General features: G+C 62.0%; 11 protein-coding genes. 4 read left to right on the top strand and 7 right to left on the bottom strand.

Annotation, left to right across the window (positions count from 1 at the left end; translation table 11 throughout):
- Nucleotides 1-133: 133 nt before the first annotated feature.
- The gene (locus B0W55_RS15465; RefSeq protein WP_077046808.1) at nt 134-925 is read right to left on the bottom strand and encodes a response regulator transcription factor; all 792 of its coding nucleotides are present in this window, start codon (nt 923-925) and stop codon (nt 134-136) included.
- A gap of 103 nt (nt 926-1,028) precedes the next feature.
- Complete coding sequence (locus B0W55_RS15470) at nt 1,029-1,499, bottom strand: prepilin peptidase (protein ID WP_077046809.1); 471 nt, start codon at nt 1,497-1,499, stop codon at nt 1,029-1,031.
- 74 nt (nt 1,500-1,573) lie between these two features.
- Between B0W55_RS15470 and B0W55_RS15475 the strand changes: the two genes are divergently transcribed.
- Complete coding sequence (locus B0W55_RS15475) at nt 1,574-2,014, top strand: TadE/TadG family type IV pilus assembly protein (protein WP_077046810.1); 441 nt, start codon at nt 1,574-1,576, stop codon at nt 2,012-2,014.
- The gene (locus B0W55_RS15480) at nt 2,011-4,749 is read left to right on the top strand and encodes a PAS domain-containing protein (RefSeq protein ID WP_077046811.1); all 2,739 of its coding nucleotides are present in this window, start codon (nt 2,011-2,013) and stop codon (nt 4,747-4,749) included. Before B0W55_RS15475 ends, B0W55_RS15480 begins: the two co-directional genes overlap by 4 nt.
- Here B0W55_RS15480 and B0W55_RS15485 read toward each other — a convergent pair.
- The 5 genes from B0W55_RS15485 to B0W55_RS15505 form a co-directional block, all read right to left on the bottom strand.
- Entirely contained in the window at nt 4,746-6,737 is a 1,992-nt protein-coding gene (locus tag B0W55_RS15485) for a pilus assembly protein TadG-related protein (protein ID WP_077046812.1), read from the bottom strand. The genes B0W55_RS15480 and B0W55_RS15485 overlap by 4 nt on opposite strands.
- Before the next feature lie 252 nt (nt 6,738-6,989).
- Nucleotides 6,990-7,547 carry a DUF4136 domain-containing protein gene (locus B0W55_RS15490; protein WP_077046813.1) on the bottom strand — a complete coding sequence of 186 codons (558 nt, stop codon included), beginning with the start codon at nt 7,545-7,547 and terminating at the stop codon, nt 6,990-6,992.
- A 54-nt stretch (nt 7,548-7,601) separates the two neighbouring features.
- Nucleotides 7,602-8,219 (bottom strand): DUF4136 domain-containing protein, encoded by a 618-nt coding sequence (locus B0W55_RS15495; protein WP_077046814.1) that lies wholly within the window; start codon nt 8,217-8,219, stop codon nt 7,602-7,604.
- Between the two features lie 12 nt (nt 8,220-8,231).
- Entirely contained in the window at nt 8,232-8,981 is a 750-nt protein-coding gene (locus B0W55_RS15500) for a methyltransferase domain-containing protein (RefSeq protein WP_077046815.1), read from the bottom strand.
- Complete coding sequence (locus B0W55_RS15505) at nt 8,981-9,283, bottom strand: MazG-like family protein (RefSeq protein WP_077046816.1); 303 nt, start codon at nt 9,281-9,283, stop codon at nt 8,981-8,983. Before B0W55_RS15505 ends, B0W55_RS15500 begins: the two co-directional genes overlap by 1 nt.
- A gap of 278 nt (nt 9,284-9,561) precedes the next feature.
- On the opposite strand from B0W55_RS15505, the gene B0W55_RS15510 reads away from it, so the two are divergent.
- On the top strand, nt 9,562-9,855 hold the full coding sequence (locus B0W55_RS15510) for a hypothetical protein (RefSeq protein ID WP_077046817.1): 294 nt from the start codon (nt 9,562-9,564) through the stop codon (nt 9,853-9,855).
- Between the two features lie 161 nt (nt 9,856-10,016).
- A complete protein-coding gene (locus B0W55_RS15515) occupies nt 10,017-11,363 on the top strand; it encodes an MATE family efflux transporter (protein WP_077046818.1) in 1,347 nt (448 codons plus the stop codon).
- Nucleotides 11,364-11,365: the final 2 nt, after the last annotated feature.

Consider the following 11,365-nt stretch of genomic DNA (forward strand, 5'->3'; position numbering starts at 1 on the left):
TGAGGCTGCTGCGCAGCCTGACGGGAGCAAGCTCCCTCGCCACGAACGGGGGACATCCAAAAAATCCAGGGGATTCCAGGACGCCATCGCGGGCAAGCCTTGCTCCTGCAGGGCCGTGTGAGGCGAGGTCCGATCAGTGCGCAGTGACTCTCTGGCGCAACCCGGGGCCATTGGGCGACAGCGCCAGGGCCAGTTGCGTGCGGTTGTGCATATGGGTCAGGCGCAACACTTGGGAGACGTACAGCTTCACGGTGTTTTCGGTAATGCCCAACTCACAGGCAATCTGATAGTTGGTCTGCCCTTTGCCCACCAGTCGCGCCACATCCAGTTGCCGTGGCGACAGCTGATTGAAAATTGCCGGGATCTCGACCCGGTCCACTTCACTGACCTCACTGCCACTCACATCGGAGGACGCCGGCAAATAGGGCGCTCGACGAACCTTGTCCAAATCCTGGTACAGGTCATCGATCGATTCGGAGAGGTATTGCAGCTTCTGATTGAGATGCCCCAGTTGCAGGGTTTTGTTGCGCTCGTGCAACGCCACTTCCTGGCGCCGCAGGCCTTCGAGGAGTTCGCCCAGGTCGATCGGTTTCTGGTAGTAGTCGGCAATCCCGGCGCGCAATGCCTTGATCACGTCCTGCTTGTCCGCGCGCCCGGTGAGCATGATCGCTTCGAATGCGCGGTGTTTGCCCGACAGGCGCTGCAGCTCTTGAACCAGCTGAATGCCATCGAGCCCCGGCATGTGCAAATCGCACAGCACCAGGCCGATATCCGTGTCGTCGTTGAAACGCTCGACAGCCTGATGACCGGACTCGCAGGGAACGCACCGGTAACCGTTGCTCTCAAGGAATTCGCACAGCTCCTCAACGACCAGGGGCTGATCGTCGACCACCAGGACTTTTACTGCCGAAGTAAACTTGTTCACATGCAACTCCCTGCATGGCCAGACACTGACCGTTCCCGTACGCGTACCCAAAAGTCATACAACTACCGTATGAAAAGTAGTACGCCTTTTCGACTCTGTACAACTATGCAAGCCAGGCCAATGTCATCAGCCAACCCGCCAATACGAAGGGTGCGAAGGGTTGTTTATTTGACATTCCAGGCTGCAGACAGCACAGACGCTCCCTAAGCCCTTGACCGATATGAAGCCAGACTTTTGGCGCCATCACCATCCACAGCACACTGGTAAATCCGGCACCGATAAATACACCCAGCACATACCGACCGTCGGTCGCGAGCCCCAAGGCTGTCAAAAGTTTCACATCACCAGCGCCCAGCCGACGCAACGCGTATCCCGGCAAGGTGAAGGCCAGGGCCAGCAACGCGGCCCAACCCCCCTGTTGCGCCGGCGCGCCCAGCCAGGTGCTGCCGCTCCCTAACAGCCACGCCAGGGCCAGCGCGCCGACGCCCAGGGTCAGGACGTTGGCGATGTGCCGCTCCCGGGCATCCTGGGCCGCACACAGCGTCAGCCAGATCAACAAAACAACGCTCTGCATCGGTAAAAAACGTCCCTTTTGGCCGAATGATTCTATGCTGATATTACGCAGTGATGGTCAGGGTAGACGCACTCATGAAGATCAACCTCCCCCGCAAGCAAAAAGGTGCCGCCGCCATTGAATTCGCCCTGGTGTTCGTGGTGTTTTTCGGTGTGTTCTACGGCATCGTGAGCTACAGCCTGCCGCTGTTGCTGATGCAGTCCTTCAACCAGTCCACCGCCGAAGCCGTGCGCCGCAGCGTCGCCCTGGACCCGAGCACCCCGGGCTATGAGGCCGCGCTGAAAACCGTGGTCAAGGACGAGTTGAAACGACAGCTGACCTGGATCCCCGACGGGTTCAAGTTCGATTTCGATTCGGATGTGACCACCACCCTTGCCAGCGGCGTGTTGAAGGTCGAAATCCACTACCCCACCAATAAACTCAATGCGGTGATCCCGTTCCTCAGCCTGCCGGTGATCGGCAAGGTTCCCAATCTGCCGGACACGCTCGTCACCAGTTCGAGCCTGCAATTTTGAGCGCCGGGGACAAACTGTTCGGGCGCCTGCTCAATCGCCACCCTGCACCGCCCGCGCACCCTCTGGAGCCGCCGAGCGGGCTGAGTGTCGGCCTGCAGATGCAACTGGATGGACAAGGTCGGGTGCTGCACCTGTCCGGCCCATTGCGTCATCAGTTGGCGCAACAGACGCCCGGCGCACAAGCGCCGCACCTGCTCGATTTCCTTTTGCCCCACAGCAGCCTGGTCATCGAGGGTTCGCCCGCGGACTGGCAGGGACAACTGCTGGATCTGGACTTCTACAGCCTCAGCGGCCAGGCCTTGCACTTGCGCGGCTGGGTCCAACCCCAGGCCGACGCCTGGCTGTTACAGTTGCTGGACATCGGCGACCTGTTGCTCGAACGCCGACAGTCACGCCTGCGCGAGCAGTGCCAGAGGCTGGCGGTGCAGATCGGCGAACAACTGCGGCTGTGCAGCCTGTCGCGCTTACCCGAGATGCTGGGTGAGCAGTTGCAATGCCTGGCCCAGCGTTTCCACATCCCATGCATTGCCCTGGCGTTGCTCGATGAGCAGGAACAGGGTTGGCAGATTCATCAGCACTACGCCGCTGTCGACGCGCCGCAACTGTGGCGAAACGGGCAACGCCTGGGCACAGGCCTGGACAGCCTGAACGGCTCGGCGCCGCAGTGCCTCAATCCCCTTGAACATCCGCGCCTGCAAGGCACTTTCGGCAATGCCGAGGCCTTCGCCGTGCCTTATCACGACGCCCAGGGCGTGGTGGCCTGGCTGCTCTGCGGTTGCTTCAACGCCCAGCAACGGGCACCTGACACCAGCGAACGCGACTGGCTGCAGTTCGCCGCCGCGCTCGCAAGCCCGTTGCTGGAGCGCCTGCGTGAACACCGGCATCACCTGCAACTGGAGCGGCTCGATTCGCTCCAGGTCCTGCTGGGCACAGGATGGTGGGAAGTGTTCAGCGACGATGCCCAAGTGCAACTGGCGCCGTCGCTGGCCACGGCCTTAGCCCTTGCCAGCGACCGCCTGACGTTGACCACATGGCTCGAACGGATACACCCCGCCGACCGCGAAGAGTTGCGCAGTCGCCTGCAAACGCTGCAGGACGATGGTACGCCGCTGCTGCTGACGGTACGGATCTATCACCCCGACACCGGCGCCCCGGCGCACTGGTATCAACTGCAAGGGCAAGCCCTGGGGGTCGGTAGAAACCGGCGCCTTGTCGGCTTCATGCTCGACATCAGCGACATCAAGAATCAACAGCAGCAAGCGGCGGCGGCCCATGCCCGGCTGGACAACCTGATCGCCAGTTCCCCGGCCGTGATCTACGTGCAGCGCTACCTCGAAGGTGCGTTGCAACCGACCTTCTACAGCGCCAGCCTGGCGCCGCTGCTGGGCTGGACGCTGGACGACTGTGCCGGCGCAGCCTTGATCGAGCGCCTTCACCCCGAAGATCGCGACCGTTATTTCGAGCGCACCCGCCAGTTGCTGCGCGAGGGTTCAGTGAGCGCCCGCTATCGACTGCGCGACAGCCGCGGCGATTACCACTGGCTGCTCGATGAGGCCAAACTGCTGCGCGACGACCTGGGCCTGCCGGTCGAGGCCGTGGGTTTGTGGCTGGACGTCACCGAAGCGACCCTGGCCACCGAACGGGTCAAACAGAGCGAGGAGCGCTACCGCATTCTGGTGGAGGATTCGCCGGCGATGATCTGCCGTTATCGCCCCGACCTGACCCTGACCTTCGGCAACCAACCGCTGGCGAGCTATCTGGAGTGCCCGCCGGAGCAATTGCCGGGGATCAACCTGGGCAGCTGGATGTCCCAGGAACAGCGCGATGAATTCACCCGCCGCATCGGTCTGCTGAGCCCGGAGTTCCCGGTGAGCACCGCCGAAATCAATCTGCAACTGCCCGGCCGCGAGCACGCGTGGTGGGTGTGGTCGGACCGTGGGGTGTTCGATCAGCAGGGCCGGTTGCTTGAGGTTCAGGCCGTGGGCCGCGACAACACCGAGGTGCGGCGCTCGCAGCAGCAACTGATGCAAAGCGCGAAGATGGCCACGCTGGGCGAAATGGCCACGGGGCTGGCCCATGAGATCAACCAGCCGTTGAACGTGATGCGCATGGCGATCATCAATGTGCTCAAGCGTCTGGAGAAAGGTGACGCGCAGATCGATTACCTGACCGACAAGCTCAAGCGCATCGATGCCCAGGTACAGCGCGCGGCGCGGGTGGTCGATCACATGCGGGTGTTCGGCCGCCGCTCGGAAATCGAACAGCAGCCGTTCAACCCGGCCCAGGCCATCGAAGGCACCCTCTCACTGTTGTCCGACGGCATGCGCGGCAAGGGCGTCGAGTTGCGCATCAGCGAGCCGGATTTCGACGTCCAGGTGCGCGGCCATCTCGATCAGTTGGAACAGGTGCTGATCAACCTCATGGTCAACGCCCGGGACGCGCTGCTGGGCAAGCGGGAAAAGGATCCGCAGTTCCAACCGTGGATTTCGCTGTACGCCGAACGGGATGCGCAGTCGGTGCGGCTGTGGGTCGAAGACAACGGCGGCGGCATCGACCCGCGTTTGCTGGAGCGCATCTTCGAGCCCTTTTTCACCACCAAACCGGTGGGTGTGGGTACGGGCTTGGGGCTGTCGGTGAGTTACGGGATTGTAGAGAACATGGGCGGCAAGTTGAGCGTGCGCAATTGGACCGAGGGTGCGCGGTTCTGTATTGAGTTGCCGATTGTTCAGGCCTAGATCGTCAGCAATGGGCGCCCTGGTGGCTTGCAACTGAGGTTGGCGCCGACATCGACCTTGTTCAGGGTGATGCCAAGGTTGGCCAGCAGGCCGTCGAGGATGGGGTCGACAATGGGAGCGACCAATCCCTGGATCACCACACCCAACGAGTCGTTCACCGCGTCCAGCGTATCCGCCGCAGTCACCAGCAATCCTCCCAGCAGGCTCGACCCCGTGGGCTTGTATGCCTGAATCTGAACGCCACTCAAAGTGCCCTTCAGGCTGTTGACGATCCCTTGCGTTCCCAGGCTGTAGTACAGGGGTGGTTTCTTGATTTCCGGTGGCTGGTTGTAGAGGTGAGTACTTTGAGTGCTGGCAACCGATGTATCGATTTTGATCCCCAGCCCACCGCCATAAAACGGCTTGCGCGAAGCAGGATCGCAACTGGGAGAACCCAGCCCAAGGAGCGGTATGGTGCAGGTGATAACACCGATATCGATCAACGGCAAAGGCTGCACAACAACATCGGCCGACGATGAAAATGCGTTGGCCGTGTCGATCTTGCCGACTTTGAGTTTGACCAATGACGTGTTGGTTTTGGTGGTCAATGTTTTCGTCGCGTCACTGGCACAGCTATACGCTGTGACAAGACTGTCCGCACTGGCAACGTCCAGCGCCACATCAATGGTCGGAGTTGCAAGGATTTGCAGGTTTGTTCTTTGGCATGTGCCGCCGAGGGCACAAAAGATGGAATTCAGTGCGCCGGCGATGTTGAGGTGCAGCACATTGTTCAATGTGTCGGTCAACCCGCTCACCAGGCTGGTGTTGACGATCGCTGCGGGAAGGCCCGTGACGCCGGCCAGCACTGGCAGGTTCAGTGAAATGATCGTACGTACCTGAGCGGTCCGCACATAAATCCGATTTGGATCATTGAGCTGCCCCGTGATCAGTGCCGGATTACCTATGGCCGACAACTGGGGCGGCTCAATGACCTTGACCTTGACCACCCCATTGACCAGCCCCGGAATATTGAGCGGGATATTGGCCACGGCGGCGTTCTTGCTGTTGGCCAGTTGCACGAAGGCCTCGACCAACTGAAAGACTTGCAAATTGGTGTTGAGCCCGGAGGAAGGCATGCCCGTCTGCAATTGCAGCAACTGGCCCAGGGTCAGTTGGGTGCTGCCCGCCGCAGCCTTGAGGCCGGTCAGGCCGTTGATCGCCACGCTGGCGGTGGGGCCACTCGCCTGGAGCACAGTGATGGCGGTGTCCAGCAACTGACTCAGCGCGATGTTCTTGCTCAGCAACTCGGTGTAGTTGCCGGCCGTCACGTGTACGTCGAGGCCCAATTGATTGAGGTAGCCCAGCAAGTTGATCTGGGTATCGACCAACCCTTGCCAGCCTGCGACGCTCAAATTCAGGCTGCCGCCGAGCATTTGTCCAAGCAACAGGTTCAAGGCCGCCGATTTACTCGAGTCGACCACCAGCGCCGTACTGCCGATGGTGAGCATGGCCATTGGCGGCAATACCGCCGGCGCACTGACGGCGGTGGCCGTGAGTTGCGTGGTCAGTTGGGTGGGGCCCGGGCTCAATAGCGCATAGATGCCGGCGGCAATGCTGGTCGACACCGTATGGGTCACGATCACCCGCACCGCGTCTTTTTTACTGGCGTCTGGTACAAAGGCTCGAATGTAATCCGCACCCGTCTTCAACGAACCGCAGGTGGTATTGAGCGTCATGCCATCGGCGGCCTTGTAGCCGTTTCGCGTGGCGCTTTCCAGGGCATAGCCCGCCGCGCTGAGCGCCGGGGACACACAATCGCCATTGCGGCTGACCGCCTCCAGTGCCGCCACATCGGCAACCCGCTGCAACTTGCGCTGCTCCAGGTAGAGCCTGCCGGAATCGATCACCAGCAGCGTGAACCCCAGTGCCAGCGCCAGGGTTCCAGCCGCCATCAACCCGATCGCTCCCCGTTGCCGAAACGGACCGCGAAACTGCCTGCGGGGCGACATGGTGCACTCCTTTGCCGGCTCACTGCCGAGCAAGACCTCCATTGGTGTAAAGCAGTGTAGACAAGGGTGGGCGAGCCTGCTGGCAACTCGCCAGCCCGCAGAGCAAAAAAGTCCCTGTGTACACGCATCCAACTGTGGGAGCGGGCTTGCTCGCGAAGGCGTTGTGCCAGGCACCTGAAACAGTGACTGATAAACCGCTTTCGCGAGCAAGCCCGCTCCCACAGGGGATCGCACTGTCTGTGAGGGACCTGTTTATTTGGGCGGATAGTTGGCCAGTATCCGAGTCACCGTTTCGCGGATCGCATTGCTGCGATCGGTGGGATTGGTGGTGCGGCTGAGCATTTGTTCGTCACTGCCGCGCCACACCAGTTTGCCATCCTTGCCGTCGAGCAGGTCGATCTGGATGGTGGCCACCTTGTAGGACACCAGGCGCGTTTCGTTGTACATCGGCGCGCCCCAGTAGCCATACCAAGGATTGCCCCAGCCACCGCCGTAGTTGGTGGTGACCTGTTGCTGGCGCTCTTCGACGATCAGGTAGGCCTGCACGCTCAAGTCACCCTTGGCGCCCGCTGCGGCCGGGCGCAGACCACGCTGGTCCAGTTGATCGGCCACCGACTGGCGAATGCGTTGCTCGGTCAGGTCGCTCTTGATCCTAGGGTCGTCGGGACGGTATTGCAGGGCGGGTTCTTTCCAGCTCCAGCTGCGATAGGCGGCGAAATCGCGGCTGGCATCGTAGTCATGGTTGACCTGGTTGGCGGCGCAGGCACTGAGCAGGGCCACCACTGCCAGTAGAACTAGACGGCGGAACATGATGATTCTCCGGTGGAAGACATGAACCTGCGAAATGCTTCTTATCTACAGAAGCTAACTGGGAGGATACGCCGACATCGCCTTTTCCACAGCCTTGCGAATCGCGTCCGTCTGCTGGCTCTGGCTGCCGCGACGACTGGTTTCAGCGCTTGAGCTCCAGACCGGTTGACCGCTTTGAGCGTCGAACAGGTTCACCTGCACCACGACCACTTGCTCTTCATAAGTGCGCACGATCGGCGCACTGCCGTACAGGCCATAGCCGGGGCCATACCCGTAACGGTTGTAGCCACCGTAACCGCCGTAGGCACCGTAGTCGTCCTGCACCTGACGCACGCGGGTTTCCAGACGCAAGGCCGCGCTGACGAACAGATCCGCCGGGCGATTGTCATGCAGCGGGCGCAAACCCCGCTGATCGAGGGCATTGCTGACCGCTTCGGCGACCTGGGCCGAGTCTGCCCATGACGTGCCTGGCGGAAGGTGACCATTGAGCCAGGCCCAACTGCGATAGCGCCCGTAATCTCGCGGCGGCGCCGGGTAAGCGCTGCGGTCGAAGGTGGTGGCGGCCTGCGGTGGCGCGGGCGGGATCGGGTTGGAAGACGCCACATAGGGGTTGCTGCCCTGGCAGGCCACCAACCCCAGACATATCAGTAACAACCCTGAATGATTTTTCATGTCTCGCTCCGATCAGATCGGCCGGCAGATCCAGTGCAAGTAACGCCCAAGCCCGGCAAAGCTTGGGTGACGACGGTGGGCCAGTTCCATTTCGAGCAAATCCACCAGTTCGGCGCGGGCCTGGAACTCCACGGGCATGTAGTCGTGAAAAACCCGCACGCCACTCTGGGTTTCGACCTGCCACAGGCCTTCAAGTTGCGCCGCCAACTCCCGGGGATCGAGGGGTTGTTGCGGGGTCAGGCTCTGCTTCTCGCCGGCCATGTCGTTCTTGCGCATCTTGCGGAAATGGCCCTTGAGCAGGTTGCGGTAGATCAGCGCATCGCGGTTGTAGAAGGCCAGGGACAGCCAGCCATCGGCCTTGGTCAGTTGATGCAGCACCGGCAGGATCGCATGGGGCTCGGCGAGCCACTCGAGCACGGCATGGCACAGCACCAGGTCGTAGGGTTCGGTAAGCTGACCGAGCAGTTCCTGCCAGGGCGCCTGAATGAAGGTGGCCGTGTGTCCGGCCTCGGCGAAACGCTGGCGGGCGCCTTCGAGCATCGGTTCGGCCGGCTCGGCCAGGGTCACCTGATGCCCGCGCTCGGCCAGCCACAACGACATGTGGCCCAGACCCGCGCCGATGTCCAGCACCCGCAACGGTCGATCCGGCAGGGTTTCAGCCAGGTCGGCCTGCAGCACAGCCAGGCGAATAGCGCCTTTGGCACCGCCGTAGATTTTTTCCGCGAAACGGGTCGCCAGTTGATCGAAATGACGGTCGCTCATCAGCTGAACCTCCGTTCGCTGTCGGCCAGTTTGCTGCGCACCACGTCATTCATGTCCAGGCCCAACTCGCTGCACAGCAGCAACAGGTACAACACGATATCGCCGATTTCCTGCCCGGCATGGGCCAGTTTGTCCGCCGGCAGCTGCTTCGACTGGTCTTCGGTCAGCCACTGGAAAATCTCCACCAGCTCGGCCATTTCCACGCTGGCGGCCATGGCCAGGTTTTTCGGGCTGTGAAATTGCCGCCAGTCATTGCGGTCACGAATGGCGTGCAGGCGTTCGGTCAGTTCAACAAGGTTCATCGGGCTCTCCTGAAGGCGTATAGCTTCGGGGGGATGGCGGGTGAAGGCAAGTGACAAAGATCGAGTGGCACGCAGTGTTCTCAGGCGGGAGCGGGCTTGCTCGCGAAGGCGGTGTGTCAGCCGACATCATCGTTGCCAGACACACCGTCATCGCGAGCAAGCCCGCTCCCACAGGTACAGCGCAACACTCTATGCTTGTGGGGAACTCGGTGCGGTGTTCGACAGCCCAAGGCTCAACTCCGGCGACCACGCCTTCATTTCATCAGGACACTCATTCCATGCAGGTAGAAGGTTTTTTCGAATGGCTCGGCCAGGCCCTCGGCTCCGTCATCCGGTTTATCGTTGACGCCCTCAGTGGCCTGTTCCAACTGGTGAGCCGTGCCAGCAGCAACTTCGTCGAAGGCCTGTCCCGCGCCCTGGGCATGGACACCTCGATCATCAGCATCGCCATCCTGATCATCGGCCTGGTGCTGCTGTGGTCGGCGATCCGGGCGTTCATGAATGCGTCGATCATCATGGGCATCATCTGGCTGATGCTGGGGTTGTGGTTGCTCAGCTGGATCATGCACTGACACCACAAGACCTGTGGGAGCGGGCTTGCTCGCGAAGACGGCATGACAGCCAACCTTGATGTCGACTGACACGCCGCCTTCGCGAGCAAGCCCGCTCCCACACTGTATCGCGGCAGATTGCAAAATGTGTCGCTACAATGCCCGCTCCCCAAGGAGCCCGCATGTCCAACCTGATTGCCGACTGGCGCGACCGCCCTACCCATCGTCGGGTCTGGGCGCTGGCGGCGCCGATGATTCTTTCCAATATTTCCGTACCGCTGGTGGCGCTGGTCGACAGCACCGTCATCGGGCACCTGCCCCACGCCCATCAACTCGGCGCCGTCGCGGTCGGGGCCAGTCTGTACACCTTTCTGGCCTGGGCCGTCGGCTTCCTGCGCATGGGCACCACAGGGTTTGCCGCCCAGGCTGCCGGGCGCGGGGATGGCGCGGCGTTGCGGCAGATTCTGTTGCAAGGCCTGCTGTTGGCCGTGGGGCTGGCGATTGTGCTGGGTACGGTGGGCGTGCCGCTGAGCGGGGTGGCGTTGCATTTCATGCAGCCGTCGGCGGAACTGGACCAGATGACCCGCGAATTTTTCCACACACGGCTGTTCGGCCTGCCCGCGGCACTGGCCAGCTACGCCCTGGTCGGCTGGTTCCTCGGTACGCAAAACGCCCGTGCGCCGCTGGTGATTCTGCTGAGCACCAACCTGGTCAACATCGCGCTGAACCTGTGGTTCGTCCTCGGCCTGGAATGGGGTGTGGTCGGCGCAGCCCGGGCTTCGGTGATTGCCGAGTGGACCGGCGCCCTGATCGGCCTGTTGATGACTCGCCAAGCCCTGCGTGCCTATCCGGGCCAGATCGTTTGGGCAGCCCTGGCGCTGTGGCACAGCTGGCGCCCGCTGCTGGCGGTCAACCGCGATATCTTCCTGCGCAGCCTGGCGCTGCAATCGGTGTTTTTCCTGATCACCGTGCAAGGCGCGCGACTGGGCGATGCCACCGTGGCCGCCAACGCGCTGTTGCTCAATGGCCTGTTACTGACGGCCCACGCCCTCGATGGCCTGGCCCACGCCGTGGAAGCCCTGTGCGGGCATGCCATCGGTGCCCGCGACCGCAATGCCCTGCGCCGCTCCCTGGTGGTGGCCTGCGGCTGGTCGTTGCTGGCGAGCGTGGGGTTTGCCGTGCTGTTTCTGCTTGCCGGTCACCTGTTCATCGAGATGCAGACCGACATCGCCAGCGTGCGCGACACCGCGTTCATCTACCTGCCCTACCTGGCCGCGTTGCCGCTGATTGCGGTGTGGAGCTACCTGCTCGACGGGTTGTTCATCGGCGCCACCCGCGCCCGGGAAATGCGCAATGGCATGCTGTTGACGGTGGTGCTGCTGCTGCCGTTCGTGTGGGCGCTGCAAGGGTTTGGCAACCATGGCCTGTGGATAACCTTCCTGCTGTTCATGGTGTTGCGCAGCCTGACCCTTGGGGTGATTGCCTGGCGCCTGCGCCGCAATGACGGCTGGTTCGCTGGCGCCCACTGAGC

It is taken from the genome of Pseudomonas sp. KK4, from assembly GCF_001984065.1.
Lineage (GTDB): Bacteria > Pseudomonadota > Gammaproteobacteria > Pseudomonadales > Pseudomonadaceae > Aquipseudomonas.

Excerpts from the sequence above, each read along its gene's own strand:
- B0W55_RS15475 (WP_077046810.1), top strand. The coding sequence starts at position 1,574 with ATGAAGATCAACCTCCCCCGCAAGCAAAAAGGTGCCGCCGCCATTGAA.
- B0W55_RS15490 (WP_077046813.1), bottom strand. The coding sequence starts at position 7,547 with ATGTTCCGCCGTCTAGTTCTACTGGCAGTGGTGGCCCTGCTCAGTGCC.
- B0W55_RS15510 (WP_077046817.1), top strand. The coding sequence starts at position 9,562 with ATGCAGGTAGAAGGTTTTTTCGAATGGCTCGGCCAGGCCCTCGGCTCC.
- B0W55_RS15470 (WP_077046809.1), bottom strand. The coding sequence starts at position 1,499 with ATGCAGAGCGTTGTTTTGTTGATCTGGCTGACGCTGTGTGCGGCCCAG.
- B0W55_RS15485 (WP_077046812.1), bottom strand. The coding sequence starts at position 6,737 with ATGTCGCCCCGCAGGCAGTTTCGCGGTCCGTTTCGGCAACGGGGAGCG.
- B0W55_RS15500 (WP_077046815.1), bottom strand. The coding sequence starts at position 8,981 with ATGAGCGACCGTCATTTCGATCAACTGGCGACCCGTTTCGCGGAAAAA.
- B0W55_RS15495 (WP_077046814.1), bottom strand. The coding sequence starts at position 8,219 with ATGAAAAATCATTCAGGGTTGTTACTGATATGTCTGGGGTTGGTGGCC.
- B0W55_RS15505 (WP_077046816.1), bottom strand. The coding sequence starts at position 9,283 with ATGAACCTTGTTGAACTGACCGAACGCCTGCACGCCATTCGTGACCGC.
- B0W55_RS15515 (WP_077046818.1), top strand. The coding sequence starts at position 10,017 with ATGTCCAACCTGATTGCCGACTGGCGCGACCGCCCTACCCATCGTCGG.